Genomic DNA, 24,612 nt, shown 5'->3' with positions numbered 1-24,612 from the left:
AGGGTCGCCGACCGTCCCGACCTCCGCGCGCATGGCCTCGAGGTCCCACAGCGACAGCACGAGCCCAGGGTCGACCCGGACCATGACGATCTCGTCTGCCACCAGCAGCGCGGGCCAGCCGAGCGCGTCGACGTAGAACCGCCGCGCGCGGGCGACATCCCGCACGCCCAGGGTCACCAGCGTCACACGGGGTTCCACGAGCATCTCCTCCGTCGGGATGGGGCCACGGTAGGACGGCGCCGCTGCGCTGCCTAGGGGCGCCCGGTCGGCGTCCGGGGGAAGTGACAGATCGTGCGAGGATGTCAGCATGCCCAAGATCATCGGCGGGTCCCTGCACGAGCACCGCGAGCAGACCCGTCGGCGACTCTTCGCCGCGCTGTCGACGCTCATGGCGGACCGCGGCTTCGACGTCATCACGCTCGCGGACGTCGCTGCGGCCGCGGGGATCGGCCGGACCGCGGTGTACAACCACTTCCCCGACAAGGAGTCGCTCCTCGTCGCGTTCATCACGGACGAGACCGAGCGCTACGTCGAGACGCTCGAGCGCTCGCTCGCGGACGTCGAGGACCCGACCGAGCAGCTCAGCGCGTACGTGCGCGCGCAGGCCCGGCTCAAGCAGGTCTACCGCCTCGCCCCTGGCCCCGACCTGCGCTCCCTCCTGTCGCCCGCGACGCAGCAGCGGGTGCGCGCGCACGTCGTGCTCGTCGAGCAGGTCCTGCGCCGCATCCTCACCCTGGGCATCACGTCCGGCGCGTTCCCCGCGCAGGACGTCGACACCACCGTCCCGCTCGTCAACGCGTGCCTGTCGAGCCGCCGCGTGCCCGACGACGGCCCCGCGCGCGACGCGGCCGTCGAGGCCACCGTCACGTTCGTGCTGCGGGCCGTCGGCGCACGCATCCCCGTCGGCGTCTGACCGCGTGACGCCTCCTCGCGCATCCCAGCGCCCCGCGACGCGCGGCCCGGGCCGGTCGACGGGTCGCGTCCCATTGCGGGGACCTGCACGCGCGTCCTACCGGCCCGTCACGCAGCGGCTCGAGGTCACCTTCCTGCCAGGTCTCGGCGAGATCGTGGCCGACGAGATCGTCGAGCGCCTCGCTCCTGCGCGTCCGCCCCGCCCGGTCCCCGGTCGCGAGGACGCGCTGCTCGTCGACCACGCCGGACGCCTCGAGCGCGCCCTGTCCCTGCGCACGGCTGTCGCCGTGTTCCTCGTGCTCACGTTCGACGTGCCGCGACCCAAGTCGCTGACCAGCGGCGAGCACCTGCCGCGCATCGCCGACGCGATGGCGACCTCCGTCCGGCTCGGGGCAGCGCGGACGTTCCGGTTCGAGGCGGCCGGCCACGACTCCTCGGTGTTCCAGCGCCTCGCCGCGGAGCTCGCCCACGCGACGGGCCTCGTGCACGACGACGCGGAGGGCGAGGTCGTCGTCCGGTTCCGGCGCACCCCACGCAACGCCCCGCAGCCCGGCGCGACCCGCGCCCCGACGGACCAGGCCGGCTGGGACGTGCTCGTGCGACTCGGCGGGCGCCCGCTGTCCGCGCGCCCGTGGCGGGTCGCCGACTTCCCGGGTGCGGTCAACGCGACCATCGCCGCCGCGATCGTGCGGCTCGTCGGGACCCAGGCGGACGACCGCGTCGCCAACCTCATGTGCGGCTCGGGCACCCTGCTCATCGAGCGGCTGCTCGCGGGTCCGGCTGCCACCGCGGTCGGCGTGGACATCGACCCGGACGCGGTCCGTGCGACCCAGGAGAACCTCGTGGCGGCGGGTTGTGCCGGGCGGGCCACGGTGACCCGTGCGGACGTGACTGCCGCGGGCGGCTCCTGGCGCGACGCCGGCCCGTTCGACCTCGTGCTGGCCGACCCCCCGTGGGGTGCGCTGCACGGCTCGCACGTCACGAACCCCGCCCTGCACGCCGACCTCCTGCGGGTGGCCCACGAGGTCGGGGCACCGGGAGCCCACCTCGTCGTCCTCACGCATGAGATCAAGGTCATGGAGCGGTGCATCCGCGAGGCCGACGCGCACTGGCGGGTACGGGCCGAGCTGCGCGTGTTCGCCAAGGGGCACCACCCGCGGATCTACGTCCTCGAGCACGTGTGACCCCGCATGCGCGCGCGTCCGGGGGACGTGCGCCACTGATCTGGGGATGACGGATCGCGTGACCCCCGCGGTGCAGCATGATGACTGGGTGGAACGCGCCAGCGAGGGAGCCCGAGGGCGACGGTCGGCGGCCCCCGCCATGGCCGGCGTGCGTGGGCTCGCGCTCGCAGCGCACCGGCTCGACCGCGCGGAGAAGATCAGCGAGGTGGTCGACGCGTCCGCGGAGCTCGCGCACGAGCTCCTGGGCGCCCGGTCGATCTCGGTGTCCCGCATCGAGCAGGACACCTGCCGCACCCTGTCCGTCTACCCGCCGCCCTCGGAGGACCTCGAGAGCGGCAGCACGACCGGGCCGACCCGCGTCACGGTCCGCTCCGAGGACCGACCCGCCCTGCGCACCCTCATCCGTGAGCACAGCAGCTGGGTCGCGCACGCTCCGGACGGTTCCGGGGCCGACTGGGGCGACCCCCTCGAGTGCGCCGCGCTGCGGGCCTCGGGTCAGGTCACCGGGCTCGGCTCGCCCATCATCGTCAACGGCCACGTGTGGGGCCAGATCCTCGCGACGCGCGACGTCGGGCAGCCACTGTTCGAGGTCGAGGACGTCGCGACCGCCGAGGTGGTCGCGGCGCTGACCGCGGGGGCCCTGGCGCGCGTCGACCTCGACGAGCAGGTACGGCACCTCGTCGCCGACGACCCCCTGACCGGCCTCGGCAACCGTCGCGTCGCCGACCACGCCGCCGAGATCGCCCTCATGTCCGACCTCGAGATGTGCGTCGTCATGTGCGACGTCGACGGCCTCAAGCGGGTCAACGACGAGTTCGGCCACGACGCGGGCGACGACCTCCTGCGCACCGTCGGCGACGTGCTGCGGCGCGCCCAGGACCAGCTGCCGGGGACGACGGCGGCCCGGCTCGGCGGCGACGAGTTCTGCCTCGTGACCATCGGGATCCCCCGCGACGAGGTCAAGCGGACCCTGGCACGGACCATGCGCAAGTACCCGCTCGCGCACGGCGCCGCGATCTCGTGGGGCGTCGCGTCGACCGCCGACGGCCGCCCCGAGCACGCGCGCACGCTGTTCCGTCGCGCGGACGCCGCGCAGTACCAGGCCAAGCGCCACCGGGCCCGGGTGGTCCGCGCCGAGGCGTCGAGCGCGTCGGCCGCCGCCGTGACCGTCGAGAAGCTCATCGCGGCGGGAGTCGGCGCGATCCTCAACGCCCAGTCGGGCGTCGTGCCGCGGCTGTGCGCGCTCGCCGCAGCCGCGACGGGCGCGACGGGCGGCGCGGCGTGGTCGGTGCTGCACGACGCCGAGGACGGCGGCGTGGTGGCGGTCGCCCGCGGCGGGATGCCGTCCGACGACCCCGGGCAGGTGCACACGCTCGCCGTGGCGAGCGACCCGTGGGTCGTCGAGGTCGAGACGACAGCACCCGAGGACCGCTCGGCCCAGTTCGCCGACGCGTTGCTGCTCCTGCTCGACCTTGCGGTCCAGGGCGCCGGCTGACGCCTCAGCCGTGCAACGGCAGCGTGAGCTCGGACGCCGCACCTGCCACGACCCGGACCGGGACGCCCCAGTCCTGGGCGTTGAGGTGGCACGCGGGGTACTCGATCGCGGGGTCGGCGTCGCAGCTCGCGGCGTGCGCGGTCACGTGCAGCACCCCCTCGGTCACGGCCGGGTCGAGGCGGAGCACCCGGGTCAGTGCGACGTCGTCGCCCGCGCCGGCGAGCAGCAGCCCGGGCGGCGTCGCCGACACCTGCAGCCGCGTCGAGGGACCGTACCGGTCGTCGTACTTCTGCCCCACGGCGGGCGTGAACACCACGTCGAGCCGCACCTCGCCGGGCGCGAGGTCGGTGACGGGACGCTGCGTGCGGTGCGCGCCGGAGTCGAGGAGCTCACCCGCGAGCGCGGCAGGCAGACCGATCCGGGTCAGCCGGTGCGCGCCGGACTCGACGACGACGAGCCGGACACCGTCGCCGGTGACCTCCACGACGACCCCGCTGGGCTCGGCGAGGCCGGTCGCGAGCGTCGTGACCTCGCCCACGGTGCCCTCGGGGGCGTCCGGGGCCGGGGGCGCGTAGCGGCGGATCGCGCCGTTGTACGTGTCGGCGACCGCGATCGAGCCGTCGGGCAGGACCGCGACCCCGAGGGGGTGCTGGAGGAGGGCCTGGTCGGCGGGGCCGTCGCGGTGGCCGAAGTCGAAGAGGCCGGCCCCGACGGCCGTGCCGACCGTGGCCGGCTCCGGTGCCGTCGCCGTGCCGCCGCCGTCGAGGTACCGCAGCGCGGACACCTCCGAGTCGGCGAGCCACAGCCGCCCGCCCGCGTCGACGGCGAGCCCTGACGTCTGCGCGAACCACGCCTCGGCCGCCGGCCCGTCGACGAGCCCCTCGTTCATGGTGCCCGCGAGCCGCGTGATCCGGCCGACCACCGGGTCGAACGCCCACAGCGTGTGGTTGCCGGCCATCGCGACGACGAACGCGTCCACGACGGGCGACCAGACGACGTCCCACGGAGACGAGAGCCGGACGTCGAGCCCGGGTCCGTCGTACCCGACGCCCGAGCGGTCGGTCCCCGGGACGTCACCGGGACGCGACACGACGTTGTCCGCGCCGCCGACCATGTACTGCTCACCCGTCCCGGCCACCGTCGTGACCGTGCCGTCCGCGAGCCGCACGCCGCGCAGCGCATGGTTCACCGTGTCGGCCACGAGCACGTCGTAGCCGACCTCCGCCCGCAGCTCGTCAGGCACGAGGCACAGCCCGTTGGGCTCGCTGAACCGGGCGACGTCGGGCCCGCCGTCGGCCAGGCCGCGGTCGCCGGAGCCGATCCGCCGCACGAGCGTCTCCCCGTCGGGCGCGAGCTCGGCCAGGCCGTGGTGCCCGGCGTCGGCCACGAGGAAGCCGCCGCCCGCGAGCGCGATCGCCTTGGCGGGGAAGCGCAGCGTGCCCGACGTCGGCTCGGGAGGCACGTACGGGCCGTCGCCGCGGTGCAGCGTCCCGGCCACCTCGTGCGCACGCACGAGCTCCGCGACCAGCACCTCGAGGTTGTGCAGGTGCCCCTCGCCCGCCATGTGCGCGACGACGTACCCCTCGGGGTCGATCACGACGAGCGTCGGCCAGGCCCGCGCCGTGTACGCCGACCACGTCGTGAGGTCAGGGTCGTCGAGGACGGGGTGACGCACCTCGTAGCGGTCGACCGCGGCCGCGAGCGCGACCGGGTCCGCCTCGTGCAGGAACTTCGGGGAGTGCACCCCGACGACGACGAGCACATCGCGGTACTGCTCCTCGAGCGCGCGCAGCTCGTCGAGGACGTGCAGGCAGTTGATGCAGCAGAACGTCCAGAAGTCGAGCACGACGACCTTGCCGCGCAGGTCCGCGAGCGTGACGTCGCTGCCGCCGGTGTTGAGCCAGCCGCGTCCCGTCAGCGCGCTCGCTCGGACCTTCGGCAGGGGGTGGGACGTGGGCACCGGGACAGTCAACACCAGCCGCCAAGGTCCGTCAGTCCGTCGCGGCGAGCCCCGCGAAGGCGCGCAGCCGGGCTGCCGTACCGGCATCGGTCATGGGCGTGCCGTGGCCGCCGGCCAGCACGGTGGGCTCGAGGCCCGCGAGCGTGCGGATCGACTCCCTGGCCGCGCGCTGGCTCCACGTGGTGTACCAGGGCGGCCCCGACAAGCCCGGCTGCTGCAGCAGCAGCCCCTGCACGGTGTTGACCTTGAGGGTCATGAGGGCGTCACCGCTGATGAGGACGCGGTCACGTGGTCGGAAGTAGGAGACGTGCCCCGGGGTGTGGCCCGGTGTCGGGATGCACTTCCAACCCCCGAGGCCGGGGATCTCGGCGCCGGGCTCGAACATCCGGGCGACCTCGCCGAGGTTCGACCTGGCGAGCACCGCCTCACGCCGACGCCTGCCCATGGCCCGCATGAGCGGTAGGACGACGAGCCGGTCGAGCGGCCCCGCGTACGCCCGCATGCCGGCGAAGTCTCCGGTCGCGAACGGCAGCTCGGCCGGGTGGATCCAGACGGCGCAGTCCCAGACGCGCGCCAGCCGGAGGGCTGCGCCGGCATGGTCCGGGTGGCAGTGGGTCAGCAGGATCGCGGACGGGCGGACGTCGGGGCCGAGCAGCGACGCGGCGGCCCGCTCGATACGAGGGCCGTCCTGCGCCCACCCGGCGTCGATGAGCACCCATGACGAGCCGGAGCGGACGAAGTAGACGTCGGTCTGCACGCGTCCCCACGGCCCGAGGCAGTGGACGTCCGGGGCGATCTCCTGCGCGACGACTCCGACCCGCTCCTGACGCGACCCGCTCATGAGGGCCGCCTGTCCCTGTGCGTAGCCACGGCCGCCCCCTCGCTGGTGTGGGTCCGGGTCACAGTCCTAGCGCTCGGCGTCGGGCACGTCCAGCCCCGCGGCCCGACGCACCGCGGTGCGTGTCGGAGGGTCGGTGCAGGATCGGGACATGGCGAACTTCGAGAACCCGCATGTCGTGCTCGTCCCCGGCTTCTGGCTCGGCGCCTGGGCCTGGGACGACGTCGTCGGGCCCCTGCGCGACGCGGGGCTCGTACCGCACGCGATGACGCTGCCGGGGCTGGAGTCGGTCGACGCCGACCGCTCGGCGGTCACGCTCGAGGACCACGTGCAGGCCGTCGTCCGGCTCGTCGAGTCGCTGCCGCCCGGGGTGCTGCTCGTGGGGCACAGCGGCGGTGGTGCGCTCGTGGGCGAGGTCGTCGACCGCGTGCCTGAGCGGGTGCGCCGCGCGGTCTACGTCGACAGCGGCCCGCTCGAGGACGGCGCGGCGGTCTCCCCGGACCTGCCGCCGGAGGCCGTAGAGATCCCTCTGCCGTCGTGGGCGTCGCTCGAGGCGGTCGGGACGAGCGCGGAGGGGCTGGACGACGCGATGCGCGACGCGTTCCGGGCCCGGGCCGTGCCGCATCCCGCGGGGCCCGCCCGCGAGCCCGTCCGGGTCAGTGACCCACGGCGCCTCGCCGTGCCCGTCACGGTGATCTGCTCGAGCCTGCCGTCCGAGGTGCTGCGGCCCCTCGCGCACCCGGGCCCGCCGTTCCACACCGAGCTGGGTGCCCTCGACGTCATCTACGTCGACGTCCCGACCGGGCACTGGCCGATGCTGTCGCGACCTGCCGAGCTCGCCGCCGCGATCATCGCGGCAGCGAGCTCGGCGAGGGGATGACCCGCGGCGTCAGACCACCGGCGGCCGCGGCGACGTGTCGTCGTGGCGCTCGATGACCTCACGGTGGGTCGTGTTCGCGCGCTGCGCGTTGAGCACGAGGCTCAGGATCAGCGCGAGAGCGCCGCCCGCGATGCAGATGTAGCCGATCATCGTGAGGTCGACGCCGCTGACGTTGTCGCGTACTGCGAACGCCAGGATCGCGCCGATGATCATCAGGCCGATTCCGCCACCGATACCCATGTGTGCTCCTCACCTGTGTGCGGGCCATGTACCCGCGCCGGTTCCGAGTCTCGCAACAACCCTCCGAACGCGCGCGCTGAGAGCGCACACCTCACCCGCTCGTCAGCCGAGCAGCTCCGGCAGGGCGGGTGCCTCGACACCCAGGACGTGCTGAGCCAGGAACGCCTCCACGACCTGGTACCAGATGATCGCGTGCTGCGGCGAGAGGACCCAGTGGTTCTCGTCGGGGAAGTACAGGAACCGGTGCGGCGTCACGCCGTCGGCGTCGGCCGCGAGCCCCGACCGCGACACGAGGTCGTACCAGAGCCGCAGGCCCTCGCCGATCGGCACGCGGTAGTCCTTGTCGCCGTGCACGACGAGCATCGGCGTGACGATCTTCCCGACATGGCGGTGCGGCGAGTTCTCGTGGGCCATCTCGGCGGTCATCTCGCGCTGCCAGTAGTACGACGCGTCGGTCGTCGGGCCGAACTGGTCGAGCGCCCACAGGCTCGCGTGCGTGACGATCGCGCGGAAGCGGTCGGTGTGCCCCGCGACCCAGTTCGCCATGTACCCGCCGAACGAGCCGCCCATCGCTGCCGTCCGGGTCGCGTCGACGTCCGGGCGCGCGACCGCCGCGTCCGTCGCGGCCATGAGGTCGGTGAACGGGGCGCCGCCCCACGACCCCCAGCCGCGCTGGACGAACTCCTGCCCGTAGCCGGTCGACAGGGCCGGGTCGGGCAGCAGCACCGCGTACCCACGCGCGACGAGCAGCCACGGGTTCCAGCGCCACGACCACGCGTTCCACGACCCGAGCGGGCCGCCGTGGATCCAGAGCAGCAGCGGGACGGGGTGGGTCGGCGACGCGTCGTCGGGCAGCGCGAGCCAGGCGCGCACGCGGGCGCCGTCGGGGGCGGTGGTCTCGATCTCGGTGAGGTGGCCGGGCAGCGTGGGCGCCGGTGCCGGGGCGGGCAGCGGGGTCGCCGCGACGGGCGCGCCCGACGACGCCGCAGCCGCCACGTCGATCCGCACCGGGTGCGCGGGCGCGAGGTACGACGCCCGCAGGGCGTACAGCGCCGAGCCGTCCGGGCTGACCTGGAGGTCGCTGAAGACCGCGTCGTCGCTGGTCAGGCGCGTGACTGACCCGTCCCGCAGGCCGACGCGGAACACCGGGCCGCGGCCGTCGTCGTCCGCGAGCACGAGGAGCGAGGCCGAGTCGGGCGCCCAGATCGCGTCGTGCGGCCACCGGTCCCAGCCGGCCGCGAGCTGCCGCGCGCCCGAGCCGTCGAGCCCGACGACCCACAGCTCGACGCGCGGTGCACTGTCCGGCGCCGCGAGGGTCTCGCGGCTGTACGCGACCCAGCGGCCGTCGGGTGACACGACGGGTGACCCGAGTTCGGCGTCCGGGTCGTCGACGAGGACGTGCCGCTCGCTCGTCGCGACGTCGATCGTCACCAGCCTGCTGCGCAGCTCGCCGCGTGCGAGCGGGAACGACCAGCCGGCCACCACCGTGCGGCCGTCGGGCGAGATCGCGGCGGCCTGCTCGGTGAGCGCGGGTCCGGCCAGCGGCGTGATGTCGCGGAGCTCGAGCCGAGGGTCCGGCTCACCCGCGCGCGTCGCGGTGAGGTCGGCGCGGACCGTGGCTGCGAACAGGTGCGGCTCCGCCGGGCCCAGGTCGTGGTCCCAGTACCGCACCGGGTACCCGGCGTGCAGGATCGCGCCGACCTTCTTGTCCTTGCGGGCCTTGCGCAGCCTGTCGTCGTCCGCGTCGTCGAGAGCCCGCGGCAGGACGTCGGAGCCGAGCAGCACCACGGCGGCGTCGGCGGCGACCCGGACGCTCGCGAACCCGGCCGCGCGGTCGGCGACGACCCGCGCCTCCGCGCCGTCCGCCGGCAGCAGCCACAGGGCCGGGGCGGGGTCGTCGGCGGCGCCCTCGCGCGGCTCCGGGTCGGGACGCGCCGAGGTGAACAGCAGGTCACCCGACGGCGTGAAGGCTGCGCTCGACTCCCCCTTCGCGCTGCGGGTCACGCGTCGGGCCGGCCGTTCGCCCGACGGGTCGACCTCCCACAGCGCCGTGACGTACGCGGTGCGCTTCGCGTCGAGAGTCGCGACGGCCGTCACGAGGCGGCGACCGTCCCTCGAGAGCGTCAGCCCGGACAGCCGGGGCAGCGCGACGTAGTCCTCGAGGTCGTGGAAGGGCTGCGGCTCTCGGGTCCGCGCGGCGGCCTGCCGGGTGGTCGGCTCGGCGGTGGGCGCGGCGGTGGGCGCGGCGGTCGGCTCGGGGGTCGTGGCAGTCACGTGACCCGTCCTACCACGGGCCTGTGTGCTCAGGGTGTCCGGAGCACGTCATTCGTCGTCAGGGTGCGCCATCCGCGCGAGCATCGCGTTGTACTCGTCCAGCTCGACGTCGCCCTCACGGTCGACCCTGCGGTCGCGACGGCGAGCCGTCCGGTCGTCGGCGCGCGACCAGGACACCGCGACCGCGACCGCCAGCGCCAGGGTCGGCAGCTCGCCGATGCCCCACGCGATGCCGCCGCCGGTCTGCTGGTCCGCGAGCGCCGTCGGCCCCCACGGCCGTCCGAGCAGGCCGAACCAGTCGGCCGCGAGGAGCGCGTCGCCGGACATGAGGGTCACCCCGAAGAACGCGTGGAACCCCATCGTCGCGAACAGCAGCAGGAGGCGCTGCGGGTACGCGGGCCGCGTCGGACCGGGGTCGACGCCGATGAGTGCGTTCACGAACAGGTAGCCGACGAGCGAGAAGTGGACGGCCATCGCGAGGTGCCCGACGGCGCTGCGCAACGTCCACTCGAAGATGCCCGTGTAGTAGAACGCGATCATCGATCCAGCGAAGTTCGCGGCGGCGACCAGCGGGTGGGCGAAGAGCCGACCCCACCGGCTGTGCACGAGCACGAGGATCCACTCCCGAGGACCGCGCGAGGCGTCACCGCGAACGACGGTGTGCCGGACGGGCAGCGCTCGCAGCGCGAGCGTGACCGGGGCAGCGAGCGCCAGGAAGATCGGGATGACGGTCGCGAGGACCATGTGCTCGAGCATGTGGGCGCTGAACAGCACGTGCCCGTAGACCGCCGGGCCGCCGTTCGTCGTCCAGAAGAACAGCACCATGCCGACCACCCAGGAGACGGTCCGCGACACCGGCCAGGCGTCGCCACGCCGGTGCAGGCGCCACGCCCACCGCACGTAGACGACGAGGCCGGCGACGGCGAGCGCCGCGAGCACGACGTCCCAGCGCCACTCGGTGAGCCACCGCGTCGTGGTCGGCTCGGGCGGCAGGGGGTGACCCGTGACGATGACGGCCGGCGTCTGCGCGACGACGGCCGTCTGCGGCACCGGCGGCGCGGACGACGCGAGCGCGACGGCCACGCCCGAGACGGCGCCCATGACCGCGAGCTCGACGAGCACGAGCCGCCAGAACAGCCACCCGGCGCCGTCCCCAGCGGTGAGGCGCGGGATCGTCGCGCGGCGGTGCGCGAGGCCGAGAGCGCCGAGCACGACGAGGAGCAGCGCCTTGACCAGCACGAGGACGCCGTACCGCGTCGCTAGCCCGTCGAACCCCCCGAGCCGGATCACGGCGTTCACGAGCCCGGACACCCCGACCCCCGCGAGGCACCAGCCGGCGACGACCGAGTACCGCGAGGCGGCGGGTCCGACGTCGCGACCCAGCCGGGGGGCGAGGACGGCGAGCGCCCCGAGCGCACCGACCCAGACGGCCGCGCCGACGAGGTGCAGGAACATCGCGGATGTCGCGACCTCGTGGCTCGCCGTGCCCGACGCGTGGCCGGTCTGCGCCTGCTGCCACAGCGCGACGACGACGAGAGCGGTGGCCCACGCGGCGCCGGTCGGCGTCCGGACGACGAGCGCGACGACCGCGACGACCGCCGCGATCGCGACGACCTCGAGCTGGGCCCGGCCCAGGTCGAAGCTCGAGACGTAGTCGCCGATCTCCTGACCGAACGTCGGCGCATCGAGCCGCAGCCCGGCGATGTTCGCGTACGTGAGGACGAGCGTCGCGAGGCTCAGCACGGTCCAGGCCGCGGCAGCGACGCCGGCGACGAGCAGCGCGCGCGCGTAGGCGTCGCCCAGCCCCGCCGGTGGGGTCGCGTGCAGGTCGGCCCGGTCGGGCGCACGGCGCGGCAGGATCCCGACCGCGAGGACCAGGGCACCGAGGGTCAGCGCCCCGGCGAGCTCGCCCAGTGTCGTCGCAGCCGGCAGTCCCCACCGGACGAGCGCGCCGGGGTCGCGCAGCACGGTCGGGAGTGCGGCGCCGGAGAACCAGACCCCGAGCAGCGCGGCCGTGAGCCCGGCTGCGGCCAGCACACCGACGCGCACCGACGGCGAGCCGCGGCGGAGCGCAGGCTGCGTCCGGGCCGACGCCGGCACCGGCGCGGGGGCGGCCGGGCGGGCGGTCATGGGGTCACGCCCGGGCGGAGCGCGAACGGAGTGCGTGCGCACGACGGCGCCGCAGGAGCAGTGCTCCGACGACGACGAGGACGAGGACGAGAGCGGCCATGCCCGCGACGGCGAGGGCGCTGAGGGACCAGTCGTCCCCGTCGGCGTCCTGGTCGGTGACGACAGGCCCGATCTCGGTGCCACCTGCACGCGCCACCGGCCCGATCGACGCCGTGGCGGACGGTGCCGCGGTCGACGGGGTCGGCGTAGGTGTGGACGTGGCCGTCGGCGCAGGCGTGGCGGCCGGGCCGGCGCCGGCCGTCGTGGCAGCGGCCGCGGTGAAGGAGAGGACTCCCTGGAGCGGGTGCCCGTCGGCCGACGTGACCCGCCACGTCACGGTGTACGTCCCTGCGGGCAGCGCGCCTGCGACGCCCTGGCTCACGGTGGCTCCGTCGAGGACAGGGTCACCGGTGCTGACCATCCTCCCGTCGGGCGCTCTCACGACGATCTGGGTGCCCAACGACCGTGCGGGCTCGTTGAACGTCAGCGTCACGTGCGCGGGCGCCGTGGCGACGGTCGAGCCGTCGACGGGATCTGTCGAGACGAGCGTGTTGTGCGCCTGCGCCGCTCCGGCGCCGACAAGCACGGCGATGGCTGCCACCGCGAAGATGACGACGGCTCGGCGACTGGCGGTGGCTGCACTCACGGGCACCATCATCACGCGTCCGGCGGGTCGACCGGACCCGATCGGCGACCGCGCCCGTTCCCAGCGGCGCCGCCGGGCAGTGTCGGACCCTCGGAATAGTGTCGCCACACAGGGAGTTGTGGACCTTCACTGGGAAGGGGCGCGCGTCTGCGCCCGCCACGCTCGCCCGAGCCCGACGGCGCCGCCCGGCCCCGACGCCGTCCGTCACCGCACACCCCCGAGAGGTACCCGTGTCCCAGACCTCCCGCTCGTCGATCCCCCCGATCGACGCCGCAGCCTCCGTCACCGCCCGCCCGAACGTCGCGCCGACGCACCGCCAGATCCTGACGATCCTCGGCGGGCTCATGATCGGCATGTTCCTCGGCGCCCTCGACCAGACCATCGTCGCCACCTCGATCCGCACCATCGGCGACGACCTCAACGGTCTCTCGCTGCAGGCCTGGGTCACGACGGCCTACCTGATGACGTCGACGATCGCGACGCCGCTGTACGGCAAGCTCTCCGACATCTACGGGCGCAAGCCGTTCTACCTCGGCGCGATCGCCCTGTTCGTGTTCGGGTCGATCCTCTCCGGCACCGCGAGCTCGATGTACCAGCTCGCGGCGTACCGCGGGATCCAGGGACTCGGCGCGGGCGGGCTCATGTCCCTCGCGTTCACGATCCTCGGCGACCTCGTGCCGCCCCGCGAGCGTGCGCGCTACCAGGGCATGTTCCTCGCGGTGTTCGGCACGTCCTCCGTCCTCGGCCCGGTCGTCGGAGGGTTCTTCGCCGGCGCCCACTCGATCTTCGGCATCACCGGCTGGCGCTGGGTCTTCCTCATCAACGTGCCGATCGGGCTCATCGGCCTGCTCGTGATCTGGCGGGTGCTCCACCTGCCGCCCATCACGCGCGTCAACCACCGCATCGACTGGCCGGGCGCTCTCGCACTCGTCGTCGGCCTCGTGCCGCTGCTGCTCATCGCGGAGCAGGGCCGCGCCTGGGGCTGGGGCTCGGGCCGCGCGCTGCTCTGCTACGCGATCGGACTCGTCGGGATCGGGCTGTTCCTGCTCGCCGAGGTCGTTGCACGGGACGACGCGCTGCTGCCGCTGCACCTGTTCCGCAACCGCACGTTCGCGGTCAGCTCGGGCGCCAACGTGGTCATCGGTCTCGGGATGTTCGGCGGGCTCGCGACGCTGCCGCTGTACCTCCAGATCGTCAAGGGCATGACCCCGACCACCGCCGGGCTCACGCTCATCCCGTTCACGGTCGGGATCATGTCCGGATCGATCCTGACCGGTCAGCTCACCGCCCGGACCGGGCGCTACAAGATCTTCCCGGTGATCGGCACGGTACTCATGGGTCTCGGCGCGCTGCTGTTCTCGCGGCTCTCGGTCGACACCACGCTGCTCGTCATCTTCGCCGACTCGCTGGTCTTCGGGCTCGGGCTCGGGTTCACGATGCAGCCGCTCGTGCTCGCCGTGCAGAACGCGGTCCACGTCAAGGACATGGGCGTCGCGACCGCCTCGGCGCTGTTCTTCCGGCAGGTCGGCGGGACGCTCGGCACGGCCGTCTTCCTGTCGATCCTGTTCTCGACCGTGGGCGGCAACATCGCGAGCGCGTTCGCCCGGCTGGCGCCGACCGCAGGGTTCCAGGCTGCGCTCGCCGACCCGGCGGTTCGGGCCGACCCCGCGAACGCCCCGGTGCTGGCCATGGTCGGCGGGCACGGCGGTACCGGCGCGATCCCGTCGATCGACAACTCGTCGTTCATCAACGCGCTCGACCCGAGGCTGGCCCGGCCGTTCCTCGACGGGTTCGCGCAGTCGATCGACCTCGTGCTCCTCATCGCCGCGGCGATCATGGTGCTGGGATTCGTCCTGACGGTGCTCCTGCCCGAGCTGCCGCTGCGCAACGTGTCGGGCATCCAGGGCCGGATCGACAACGAGGCTGAGGTGGCCGCTCAGGCGGTCTGACGCCAGGCCAGCTCATCGACCGATACGCGAAGTGCGGGTCCGCCGTCAGGGCGGGCCCGCGCTTCGCGTATCCGGCCGGCGTCCGGCCTCGTGCGCCGGCCGGTGCGCCCGAGGCCGGTGCGCAGTCGGCGGCGTCGGGCGTCAGCCCCAGACGAGTCCGTGCGCCGGCTCCATGAGCACCTTGGCGATGTCGGCCAGGACGCGGGCCCCGAGCTCCCCGTCGACGAGCCGGTGGTCGACCGACAGCGCGAGCTGGGTCACGCTGCGGATCCGGATCTTGCCCTTGTGCACCCACGGCTGGTCGCGGATCGCCCCGAACGCGAGGATCGCCGCCTCGCCCGGGTTGAGGATCGGCGTGCCGGTGTCGATGCCGAAGACGCCGACGTTGGTGACGGTGATCGTCCCGTCGGCCATGTCGGTCGGGCTGACCCGCCCGGACCGAGCCGTGGCGGTCAGCGCCGCCAGCCCGACCGCGAGCTCCTTGAGACCGAGTCGGTGCGCGTCCTTGATGTTCGGCACGACGAGCCCGCGGGGGGTCGCCGCGGCGATGCCGAGGTTGACGTAGTGCTTGTAGACGATCTCCTGGGTCGCGTCGTCCCAGCTCGCGTTGATCTCGGGGTGCCGGTCGACCGCGAGCAGGAGCGCCTTGAGGGCGATGAGCAGCGGCGTCACGCGCACGTCGGCGAACTCGCGGTCCTCGCGCAGCCGGGCGACGAGCTTCATCGTCTTCGTGACGTCGACCGTGTGGAACACCGTCACGTGCGGGGCGGTGAACGCGCTCGTCACCATCGCCTCGGCCGTGCGCTTGCGGACCGACTTGACCGGGACGCGCGTCTGGCGACCGTCCGCGGACACGACGCCCTGCGAGAGCCAGCCCGCGTCGTCCGGGTAGGTCGCCAGCGCGCGCACCTGGGCGTTGTTCGAGTAGGCCAGCAGGTCCTCGCGCGTGACGATCCCGCCCGGACCCGTCGGGTTGACCGAGTCGAGGTCGACGCCGAGGTCGCGGGCGAGCTTGCGGACCGGCGGCTTGGCGAGGGCGTGCGCGCGCTGCGGCTCCGTGACGGCGGCCGGCGCGGCCGGGGTCGAGACGGCAGCTCGCGGGGCAGGTGAGGGTGCCGACGTCGGGGCGGGTGCGGGCGCGGGGGCGGCGGCCGGGATCGTCGCGGCCGGGCCCGACGGCGCCGCACTGCCCGGCTGCGGCGCACGCGCACGACGTGCCGACGCCTGCTCGCCGACCCCGTAGCCGACGAGCACGGCCTCCTTGGCCGGAGCCTCACCCGTGGCCGGACCGCCACCGGCATCCGCGTCGGCGGCGACCGCGGCGCTCGCCTGCCCGGCGTCGGGCGCAGGCGCTGCCGCCCCGCCCGGATCCGTGTCGATGACGATGATGGGGACCCCGACGTCGACCGTCGTGCCGACCTCGACAAGGATCTGGGTCACGACGCCGGCGTACGGGCTCGGCAGCTCGACGAGCGACTTCGCGGTTTCGATGTCGACGATCGGCTGGTTGACCGCGACGGTGTCGCCGACGGCGACATGCCACTCGACGATCTCCGCCTCGGTCAGTCCCTCACCGGCGTCGGGAAGCCGGAACGACTCAAACGTAGGCACGGGGGCCTCCTCAATCTCGCCGTCGGCGGGGTCAGAACGTGAGCGTGCGGTCGATCGCCTCGAGGATCCTGTCCAGGTTCGGCAGGTAGTCCTGCTCGATCTTCGACACCGGGTACGGCACGTGGAAGCCACCCACCCGCAGCACGGGCGCCTGCAGGTGGAAGAAGCACTGCTCGGTGACGCGGGCCGCGATCTCGGCGCCCGTCCCGTAGAGCACAGGTGCCTCGTGCGCGACGACGCACCGACCCGTCTTGCGGACCGAGGCCACGAGGGTCTCGGTGTCGAGCGGGGAGATCGTGCGCAGGTCGATCACCTCGACGCTCGTGCCCTCCGCGGCCGCGGTCGCTGCGGCCTTGAGCGCCGGTGCGACCGACGGCCCGTAGGCGATGAGCGTGACGTCGGTGCCCTCGCGCAGCACGCGGGCCCGGTCGAGGCCCGTCGGCGCAGCGTCGGTGTGCGGTGTCTGGGTCGGCGTCTCGAGGTCGACATCGGCCTTGTCCCAGTACCGGACCTTCGGCTCGAAGAACAGCACGGGGTCCGGTGAGGCGATGGCCTGCTGGATCATCGCGTACGCGTCGGCGGGGTTCGACGGGCTGACGACGCGCAGCCCGGGCGTGTGGGCGAACAGCGCCTCGGGCGACTCGCTGTGATGCTCGATCGCGCCGATCCCGCCGCCGTACGGCACGCGGATGACGACCGGCAGCGTGAGACGGCCCTGGGACCGGTAGTGCATCTTGGCAAGCTGGGTCGTGATCTGGTCGAACGCCGGGAAGATGAACCCGTCGAACTGGATCTCGCAGACCGGGCGGTACCCGCGCAGCGCGAGGCCGATCGCGGTGCCGACGATGCCGGACTCTGCGAGCGGCGTGTCGACGACCCGGTCCGGACCGAAGTCCTTCTGGAGCCCGTCGGTGACCCGGAAGACCCCGCCGAGCGCCCCGATGTCCTCGCCCATGAGGAGGACCTTGGGGTCCTGCTCGAGCGCACGGCGCAGGCCGGAGTTGATCGCCTTGGCGAACGTGATGCGCTCGCCGGTCATCGAGCACCGCCCTGCGTGGGTGCGAACGTCGTCTCGTAGGACTCGAACCACTCCCGCTCACCGTCGACGACGGAGTTCGGGCTCGCGTAGACGTGGTCGAACATCGACGCCGGCGGGGGCGGGCCCCACGCACGGACCGTCGTGCGGATGCGTTCGCCGAGCGCGACAGCCTCGGCCTCGAGGTCGGCGGCGAACGTCGCGGGCAGCTCGCCGGTCTGCTCGAGGTGCAGGCGCAGGCGGTCGATCGGGTCGCGCTGCCGCCAGTACTCCTCCTCGGCGGCCGACCGGTAGCGCGTCGGGTCGTCCGAGGTCGTGTGCGCGCCCATCCGGTAGGTGAACGCCTCGATGAACGTCGGCCCGCCACCCGAGCGTGCGCGCTCGAGCGCCTCGACCGTCACGGCGTACGACGCGATGACGTCGTTGCCGTCGACCCTGACGCTCGGCACGCCGAAGCCGAGGCCCCGGTCTGCGAGCGGCACGCGTGCCTGTCGCGTCGTCGGCTCGGAGATGGCCCACTGGTTGTTCTGGCAGAACAGGACGATCGGCGCGTTGTTGACCGCTGCGAAGACGAGTGCCTCGTTGACGTCGCCCTGCGAGGTCGCGCCGTCCCCGAAGTAGGTGACGACGGCGGTGTCCCGGGTGGGGTCGCCCGTGCCGACCAGGCCGTCGCGCTGGACGCCCATCGCGTACCCGGTCGCGTGCAGCGTGTGCGAGCCGATGACGAGCGTGTAGAGGTGGAAGTTGTGCGCTGTCGGGTCCCACCCGCCGTGGTCGATGCCGCGGAACAGGCGCAGCAGGTTGGCGAGGTCGACGCCGCGCGTCTGGGCGACACCGTGCTCGCGGTAGGACGGGAAGACGTAGTCCTGCGGGGCGAGCGCGTGACCGGAGCCGACCTGCGCACCCTCCTGGCCGAGGCTCTGGGCCCACAGGCCGAGCTCGCCCTGCCTCTGCAGCGACGTGGCCTCGTTGTCGAAGCGCCGGACGAGCACCATGTCGCGGTACATCGCGCGCAGGGCGTCACCGTCGAGATGCGCGGCCAGGGGGCTGTAGACGGGATGCTCGACGCGCTCGCCCGCGGGCGTGAGCAGCTGGACGAGGCCGGCGTCGGTGAGTGGTCCGTTGGGGCTCACGCGGTGTCTCCTTCGCGTGCAGGGTTTCGCAGGCAGGGTTTCACGTGCAGGTCAGGGTGCTCGTCCGGTGCGGACGGACGCTCCAGGTCGAACCTACGTCAGCGTAGGCTACGACACCGTAGGTTGTCTGAGTGCTCGTCTGACAACCCGTGCCAGGGGGACTTGTCGGGTCTCCACAGCACCGCGCGCTTCGCGTCGGACACTCCAGGGTGCACCACCCCAGAGACCTCAGTGCCGGAACCGCGCCGTGAACCTGAGCAGCACGTCGGTCGCTTCGGGTTCCCCCACGCTCACGCGCACCCCGTCCCCCGCGAACGGCCGGACGATGACGCCTGCCTCGGTCGCCGCGGTGGCGAACGGCGCCGCACGGTCGCCGAGCGGCAGCCACACGAAGTTCGCCTGGCTGTCCGGCACCGACCAGCCCTGGTCGCGCAGGCCGGCCAGCATCCGGACGCGCTCCGCCACGATCGCGTCGACGCGCTCCAGCAGCTCGTCGGACGCCCGCAGCGACGCGATGGCCGCGAGCTGCGCGACGTGCGACACCCCGAACGGGGTCGACGTCGCCCGGATCCCCGCGGCCAGGCGCGGTCGCGCGATCGCGAAGCCGACCCGCAGCCCCGCGAGCCCGTACGCCTTGGAGAACGTCCGCAGCACGACGACGTTCGGCTGGCCGGCGAACACCGCGAGCGCATCGGCGGCGAGCGGGTCCCGGACGAACTCGACGTAGGCCTCGTCGAGCACCACGAGCACGTCCCGCGGGACCGCGGCGAGGAAGTCGGACAGCTCGTCGGCGTGCACCGCGGGTCCGGTCGGGTTGTTCGGGGTGCACACGAGCACCACCCGGGTCCGCGGCGTGACCGCAGCGGCCATCGCGACCAGGTCGAGCCGGCCGTCGTCGGTCACGGGCACCGGCACGCCGACACCGCCCGCGACGGCGACCGCGATCGGGTACGCCTCGAACGAGCGCCACGGGTACACGACCTCGTCGCCAGCGTCGACGACCGCGGCGAGCACGTGCCCGAGCACGGCGATCGAGCCGTTGCCCACGACGAGGCTCGCGGCCGGCACGCCCCACCGGTTCGCGATCGCCTCGGTCAGCTCGGTCGCGTACATGTCGGGGTAGCGGTTGACGTCCATCGCGCCGTCGATGATCGCGGCGACGACCGACGGCAGCGGCGGGAACGGGTTCTCGTTCGAGGACAGCTTGAACGCCGCCGCACCGACGGGGGACCGACCACCCGGCACGTACGCGGGGAGAGCAGCGACAGCCGGCCGGAGGGGTACCTGGGTCACCTGAACAGCATGCCATTGCTGGACGATTCCCCCTGTGAGCCCGGGCTGCGACTGGCAGGATCAGCACATGGGCTTCCTCATGCGAGTCATCATCAACGGCGTCGCGATCTGGCTCGCGACCGTCCTCCTGTCGGGCCTGCAGATCGTCGGTGCGGGCTCGACCGAGCAGAAGATCGGCATCATCCTTCTGATCGCGCTGATCTTCGGTCTGGTCAACGCGATCGTGAAGCCGCTCGTCAAGCTCCTCGCGTTCCCGCTGTACATCCTGACGCTCGGGCTGTTCACGCTCGTGGTCAACGCACTGATGCTCCTGCTGACCGCGTGGATCACGGGCCACACCGACTGGGGCCTGCGCATCGACACGTTCGGCACCGCGGTGCTCGGCGCGCTCATCATCTCGATCGTCAGCTTCGTGCTCAGCGTCGCGCTGCCGGGCAGCCGCAAGCGCTGACGGTCACCGGCTCGCCGGCGACAGCGTCGGGACCTCGACGCCGCCGATGCCCGCGTACCGGGTCACGACGGCGGTCGTGCCGTCCGGCCCGAACACCGTCGACCCGACGGACTCCTGCCAGGCGTTGATCGACGCGTCGTGGTCCACCGAGGCATCGACCAGGTCGAGGGTGCGCCCGTAGAGCTCGACCTCGTGCGACTCGACGAACGAGTGCCCGGCCGCACGGTCGGCGGGGTCGTCGGCCACCGACAGGTCCCGCCGGACGGTCGTCCGATCGCGCGTGTCCGGGTTCGCGCGCCCGTCCAAGGTGGGGACCGCGTCGGTCGTGTGCTCGACGTTCAGCACCTCGACACCAGGTTGCGTGGTCATCCCGCCGACGGGTGATCCGGCGGTGAGCACGTGGGTGATCGCGAACCTGGCCGTCACGGCGGCCGACCCGGCGAGCGCCATCGCCGTCATGCCGCCCTGGCTGTGGCCGGCGAGCATGACAGGTTCCCCTGGTGCGATGCCGGCCTGCTCCATCGCACCGACGGTCAGCTCGCTCGCGGCCGCGGACTGCCCGGCGAGCAGCTCGAGGTTGCTCTGCAGGTCGAGCGGGTTGGGCCCGCCGACCGTCCACTCCTGGGTCCCGGGCACGGCGACGAGCCAGGAGCGGCTCCCGTCGGGGTGGTCGAGCCGCGTCACCTCGACGGCGCCGGGCGTCGAGTAGCCGTCGCTGACCGACCGCATCGCGTCGCCGTCGGACGCGGGGACGTCCGTGCCGGTCAGGGTGCGGGTGCTGCCGAGGACCGGGACCACGAGCAGGGGCCGCCGTGGCAGGAGGGCCCCGATCGGAGCGACTCCCGGGCCGACGGGCGCCGCGTCCAGCCGCTGGAACCCGGGCTGCAGCCCCCGCAGGTACGTCCCGACGCCGTAGAGGAGGGTCTCGGCCGTGCCGCTGCTGACCACGTCTGCGGCCTCAGGGCGACGGCCCGTCCTGGCCCAGGTCAGCCCCGCTCCGACCCCGACCACGAACGGCGCGACCAGCGCAGCGCCGACGCCGAAGAGTGGCGCCCAGGGACTCTCCGAGAAGTTCGAGGCCATGACGCCGACGAACGCCCGCACGGCGAGCTCGACCGACCCCTCGGCACGCTCGTACGTCGCGGCCGCCTCGACCAGTGCCCCCGCGAGCCTCCGCAGGTTCTCTGCCGTCCGGGCCGGCGACGACGGGCTCCGTAGCACCGGGTCGAGCGCCGCCCGTGCGGACGCACCGGCGCCGAAGGCGTCGCCGGTGAAGCTGGCGCGCCAGGCGACCGCCAGGAGCTCGTCGGCGTGATCGAGGGAGTCGGCGGCCTGGCGCAGCGCAGCCGCCGCCCGGTGGAGGTCCTCGAGGCGCGCGGACGTGCCGCCGTAGCCGCCCGTGACGTGCAGCCCGTCGCTCACGCGCCACTGCCGAGCAGTCGCTGCGCGACGGACGTGCAGGCATCGGCGTGAGCGTCCCGTCCGGCGGTGTCGAGCACAGCGAGCGCTCGGTGGGCCGCGTCGAGCAGTGAGCTCGCTCGCAGCACGGCCTGCTGACCCTCGGTGAGCGCCGCGCGGTAGCGGTCGGCGGCGTCCGACACCCAGTCGACCTCGTGCGCGCGGGCGAGCGTGCGTCCCGCGTCGTCGATGAGCCCCTTGGCACGCACCGCGAGAGGGGCGAGGGCGCCGCTCACCCTCGACCTGCTGTCTCGCTGATCGGGTTCACCATGCGCGGGACGGTAGGACGGGCGCACGGCCCGCGGCGGGGCCGGTGGCACGGTCGGTGGCAGCGGTCGTCTCACGCCCGCCTGTGGGTGGGACGGCTGCGCTGCGGGTTCTGGGAGGATGAAGCCATGGGTCAACCGCGCGTCGTTCTTGCTCAGGTCGAACCGGCCATCGCGCTCGGGCCGCTCGACGGCCGGTACCGCGGGGCCGTGGCGCCGCTCGTCGACCACCTGTCCGAGGCGGCGCTCAACCGCGAGCGCGTGCACGTCGAGGTCGAGTGGCTCATCCATCTCACGTCGCACCACGTGGTGCCGGGTGCGCCCGTGCTGTCCGTCGAGGAGCAGGAGTACCTGCGCGGCGTGGTCGCGACCTTCGGGGCCGCCGAGATCGCCGAGCTCGGGGCGATCGAGAAGAAGACGGTCCACGACGTCAAGGCGGTCGAGTACTTCCTCAAGGACCGGCTCGCTGCGGCGCCGTCCACGCTGGGTGCCTCGACAGTGCTCCCGTCGGTCGGCGAGCTCGTGCACTTCGCGTGCACCAGCGAGGACATCAACAACCTGTCGTACGCGCTGATGGTGCGCGGCGCCGTCGAGCAGGTGTGGCTGCCGGCCGCACGCGCGCTCGTCGCGGACCTCACGGCACTCGCCCACGAGCACGCAGCCGTCCCGCTGCTCGCGCTCACGCACGGTCAGCCCGCGACCCCGACGACGCTGGGCAAGGAGGTCGCGGTCCTCGCGCACCGCCTGGGTCGTCAGCTACGCCGGATCGAGCACGCGGAGTACCTCGGCAAGCTCAACGGCGCGACGGGCACGTTCGGCGCACACGTCGTCGCGGTGCCGGGCGCGGACTGGCCGGAGGTCAGCCGGACGTTCGTCGAGCACCTGGGGCTGACGTGGAACCCGCTCACGACGCAGATCGAGTCGCACGACTGGCAGGCCGAGCTCTACGCCGACGTGGCGCGGTTCAACCGCGTGCTGCACAACCTGTCCACCGACATGTGGACGTACATCTCGAACGGGGTCTTCATCCAGATCCCCGTCGCGGGGGCCACGGGCTCGTCGACGATGCCGCACAAGGTCAACCCGATCCGGTTCGAGAACGCGGAGGCGAACCTCGAGATCTCGAGCGCCCTCCTCGACACGCTCGCGTCGACCCTCATCACCTCCCGCCTGCAGCGCGACCTCACGGACTCCACGACGCAGCGCAACATCGGGATCGCGTTCGGCCACTCGCTGCTCGCGATCGACAACGTGCGCCGCGGCCTCGGCGGGCTCTCCGTGGACCGCTCGGCCCTCGAGCGCGAGCTCGACGCGAACTGGGAGGTGCTGGGCGAGCCCGTGCAGTCCGCGATGCGTGCGGCGTCCGTCGCCGGGGTGACCGGGATGGAGAACCCGTACGAGCGCCTCAAGGAGCTCACACGCGGCCGCCGGCTCACTGCCGAGGACATGCGGGGGTTCATCGCGGGGCTGGGTCTGCCCGACGACGTCACCGCCCGGCTGACCGCCCTGACGCCCGCGACCTACACGGGCCTTGCTGCCGAGCTCGTCGGGTACCTCGAGGACTGATCCGCGGTCGGGCCGCCGGGCCGCCCAGGCTCGGTCCAGCGCCCTCGAGTGAACGTTCTCACGGCCACGAACGGCCCTGTCTGGTCACGCTCTCATCACACCCTCATCGTGCGCATCCTCGCGCGTTCCTGCTGGTCAGCGAGGCGCGAGCGCCGTCCAGCCCGAAGCGGAGGCGCGTCGGGCCCCGCCACGAACGAGTGACTTCTGGACACGCACCCTGTTGGACCTGCACAATCGGTGCCGATCCGGCCTGTCCGATACACCCTATTTGGCGAGGAAGCCATCGTGACCCTCATGCAGAAGGCGATCACGCCGGCGCTGACCCAAGCTCATCTGACGCTGGGTCACGACCGCATCGCCGGCTACGCAGTGCGCGCGGAGGACGTCTCGTTCGCCACGACGCCCGCGCAGCTGTTCGAGGTCCACGGTCTCGGCTACCCCGGAACGCCCTTCAGCCCGTATGCGCAGTCGATCGACGTCCTGCGGTTCGAGTCGTCCTCACACCTGCAGTACCGCGACGTGCCCGGTTACATCGTGCCGCTGTGGTGGCTGCGCCACTCGCGCATCCCCCCGGGCGCCGAGCTCGTCCGGGTGTTCGCGGACGGCACCTCGACCCTCCTGGCCCGGTACGGCCACGTCGGCACGGGGTGGAGCGTGACGCAGCCCGGAGCCCATCGCCCGGCGCCCGCGTCGCTGTCGCGTTGCGTGGGGCCGGTCGCCAAGTGGCACGGCGCGTACCTCGAGGCCGACGTCATCGACGACGACCACAGCGTCATCCTCGCGCTCGCCAACCCGCCGCTGTCGGAGACGGGCTTCCGGCAGGCCCCGTCGGGCCGCTGGTACCGGCAGGTCGGCCGCGACGACGTCAGCGAGCTGTTCGAGCTGGACCTCACCGCGCGCTGGAACGGGCTCGACGTGCGCGTCGTCGACCAGTGGCAGGACTCGCAGCGGTACGTCGTCGCGCGGATCTCCCACCTCGGCGACGACGTCGAGCGGGCCGAGCGCCTGCGCCTCGACCGCATCGAGGCGGGCGTCTACGAGTCGATCGTCTACGCGGCCGAGCTGACGGACATCCAGACGAACCAGGTCGTCCCGCACACGTGGGCCGCCGGACCGGCCCAGCGGGCCCTGGCGTGAGAGAGCACCTGCCGGCGGCCTAGACCGCCCCCCAAGTCGCGCGCCGGGCCTGGCTCCCCCCCTTCCAGGCCCGGCGCGCACCTCTCTGCCAGACGTCGCCGCGGTGTCCGGGCC

General features: G+C 73.3%; 20 protein-coding genes and 1 pseudogene. 8 read left to right on the top strand and 13 right to left on the bottom strand.

Going from position 1 to position 24,612, the window contains the following annotated elements; all coding sequences use genetic code 11:
* Positions 1-198, bottom strand: a pseudogene (locus VFW79_RS01040) (glyoxalase); the annotation flags it as partial.
* Positions 199-307: 109 nt separating this feature from the next.
* Between VFW79_RS01040 and VFW79_RS01035 the strand changes: the two are divergent.
* The 3 genes from VFW79_RS01035 (at position 308) to VFW79_RS01025 (ending at position 3,591) form a co-directional block, all read left to right on the top strand.
* Positions 308-913: a TetR/AcrR family transcriptional regulator gene (locus VFW79_RS01035; RefSeq protein WP_329675461.1), complete on the top strand. Its 606-nt coding sequence runs from the start codon at positions 308-310 to the stop codon at positions 911-913.
* 73 nt (positions 914-986) lie between these two features.
* Entirely contained in the window at positions 987-2,096 is a 1,110-nt protein-coding gene (locus VFW79_RS01030) for a methyltransferase (RefSeq protein WP_329675460.1), read from the top strand.
* An 88-nt stretch (positions 2,097-2,184) separates the two neighbouring features.
* Positions 2,185-3,591 carry a sensor domain-containing diguanylate cyclase gene (locus VFW79_RS01025; protein WP_329675459.1) on the top strand — a complete coding sequence of 469 codons (1,407 nt, stop codon included), beginning with the start codon at positions 2,185-2,187 and terminating at the stop codon, positions 3,589-3,591.
* Positions 3,592-3,595: 4 nt separating this feature from the next.
* Here VFW79_RS01025 and VFW79_RS01020 read toward each other — a convergent pair whose 3' ends face one another.
* Both VFW79_RS01020 and VFW79_RS01015 read right to left on the bottom strand, forming a co-directional pair.
* Positions 3,596-5,551: an NHL domain-containing thioredoxin family protein gene (locus tag VFW79_RS01020; protein WP_329675458.1), complete on the bottom strand. Its 1,956-nt coding sequence runs from the start codon at positions 5,549-5,551 to the stop codon at positions 3,596-3,598.
* Positions 5,552-5,582: 31 nt separating this feature from the next.
* A complete protein-coding gene (locus VFW79_RS01015; protein WP_329675457.1) occupies positions 5,583-6,392 on the bottom strand; it encodes an MBL fold metallo-hydrolase in 810 nt (269 codons plus the stop codon).
* Positions 6,393-6,540: 148 nt separating this feature from the next.
* Between VFW79_RS01015 and VFW79_RS01010 the strand changes: the two genes are divergently transcribed.
* Positions 6,541-7,269, top strand: a complete 729-nt coding sequence (locus VFW79_RS01010; RefSeq protein ID WP_329675456.1) for an alpha/beta fold hydrolase — start codon at positions 6,541-6,543, stop codon at positions 7,267-7,269.
* Positions 7,270-7,278: 9 nt separating this feature from the next.
* Here the strand turns inward: VFW79_RS01010 and VFW79_RS01005 are convergent, their stop codons facing one another.
* The 4 genes from VFW79_RS01005 to VFW79_RS00990 form a co-directional block, all read right to left on the bottom strand.
* A complete protein-coding gene (locus tag VFW79_RS01005; RefSeq protein WP_329675455.1) occupies positions 7,279-7,509 on the bottom strand; it encodes a DUF6458 family protein in 231 nt (76 codons plus the stop codon).
* 102 nt (positions 7,510-7,611) lie between these two features.
* Positions 7,612-9,783: a S9 family peptidase gene (locus VFW79_RS01000; RefSeq protein ID WP_414647836.1), complete on the bottom strand. Its 2,172-nt coding sequence runs from the start codon at positions 9,781-9,783 to the stop codon at positions 7,612-7,614.
* Positions 9,784-9,831: 48 nt separating this feature from the next.
* Positions 9,832-11,913: a cytochrome c oxidase assembly protein gene (locus tag VFW79_RS00995; protein WP_329675454.1), complete on the bottom strand. Its 2,082-nt coding sequence runs from the start codon at positions 11,911-11,913 to the stop codon at positions 9,832-9,834.
* A gap of 4 nt (positions 11,914-11,917) precedes the next feature.
* Complete coding sequence (locus VFW79_RS00990; RefSeq protein WP_329675453.1) at positions 11,918-12,598, bottom strand: copper resistance CopC family protein; 681 nt, start codon at positions 12,596-12,598, stop codon at positions 11,918-11,920.
* Positions 12,599-12,828: 230 nt separating this feature from the next.
* On the opposite strand from VFW79_RS00990, the gene VFW79_RS00985 reads away from it, so the two are divergent.
* On the top strand, positions 12,829-14,547 hold the full coding sequence (locus VFW79_RS00985; protein WP_329675452.1) for an MDR family MFS transporter: 1,719 nt from the start codon (positions 12,829-12,831) through the stop codon (positions 14,545-14,547).
* Between the two features lie 141 nt (positions 14,548-14,688).
* Here the strand turns inward: VFW79_RS00985 and VFW79_RS00980 are convergent, their stop codons facing one another.
* The 4 genes from VFW79_RS00980 to hisC form a co-directional block, all read right to left on the bottom strand.
* On the bottom strand, positions 14,689-16,158 hold the full coding sequence (locus tag VFW79_RS00980; RefSeq protein ID WP_329675451.1) for a dihydrolipoamide acetyltransferase family protein: 1,470 nt from the start codon (positions 16,156-16,158) through the stop codon (positions 14,689-14,691).
* Positions 16,159-16,189: 31 nt separating this feature from the next.
* Positions 16,190-17,197 carry an alpha-ketoacid dehydrogenase subunit beta gene (locus VFW79_RS00975; protein WP_329675450.1) on the bottom strand — a complete coding sequence of 336 codons (1,008 nt, stop codon included), beginning with the start codon at positions 17,195-17,197 and terminating at the stop codon, positions 16,190-16,192.
* Positions 17,194-18,327: a pyruvate dehydrogenase (acetyl-transferring) E1 component subunit alpha gene (gene pdhA, locus VFW79_RS00970; RefSeq protein WP_329675449.1), complete on the bottom strand. Its 1,134-nt coding sequence runs from the start codon at positions 18,325-18,327 to the stop codon at positions 17,194-17,196. Before pdhA ends, VFW79_RS00975 begins: the two co-directional genes overlap by 4 nt.
* Positions 18,328-18,555: 228 nt before the next feature.
* Positions 18,556-19,620: a histidinol-phosphate transaminase gene (gene hisC / locus VFW79_RS00965; protein ID WP_329675448.1), complete on the bottom strand. Its 1,065-nt coding sequence runs from the start codon at positions 19,618-19,620 to the stop codon at positions 18,556-18,558.
* A 67-nt stretch (positions 19,621-19,687) separates the two neighbouring features.
* Between hisC and VFW79_RS00960 the strand changes: the two genes are divergently transcribed.
* A complete protein-coding gene (locus VFW79_RS00960; protein WP_329675447.1) occupies positions 19,688-20,071 on the top strand; it encodes a phage holin family protein in 384 nt (127 codons plus the stop codon).
* 3 nt (positions 20,072-20,074) lie between these two features.
* Here the strand turns inward: VFW79_RS00960 and VFW79_RS00955 are convergent, their stop codons facing one another.
* Entirely contained in the window at positions 20,075-21,493 is a 1,419-nt protein-coding gene (locus tag VFW79_RS00955) for a hypothetical protein (protein ID WP_329675446.1), read from the bottom strand.
* Complete coding sequence (locus tag VFW79_RS00950; protein ID WP_329675445.1) at positions 21,490-21,765, bottom strand: hypothetical protein; 276 nt, start codon at positions 21,763-21,765, stop codon at positions 21,490-21,492. Before VFW79_RS00950 ends, VFW79_RS00955 begins: the two co-directional genes overlap by 4 nt.
* A gap of 159 nt (positions 21,766-21,924) precedes the next feature.
* On the opposite strand from VFW79_RS00950, the gene purB reads away from it, so the two are divergent.
* A complete protein-coding gene (purB, locus tag VFW79_RS00945; protein WP_329675444.1) occupies positions 21,925-23,361 on the top strand; it encodes an adenylosuccinate lyase in 1,437 nt (478 codons plus the stop codon).
* Positions 23,362-23,655: 294 nt separating this feature from the next.
* Positions 23,656-24,498 (top strand): hypothetical protein, encoded by an 843-nt coding sequence (locus tag VFW79_RS00940; protein WP_329675462.1) that lies wholly within the window; start codon positions 23,656-23,658, stop codon positions 24,496-24,498.
* Positions 24,499-24,612: the final 114 nt, after the last annotated feature.

The sequence above is a fragment of the Cellulomonas sp. genome (assembly GCF_036279715.1).
Lineage (GTDB): Bacteria > Actinomycetota > Actinomycetes > Actinomycetales > Cellulomonadaceae > Cellulomonas_A.
Note: the sequence above shows the minus strand (reverse complement) of the source record. Positions and strands in the feature narration are given on the sequence as shown.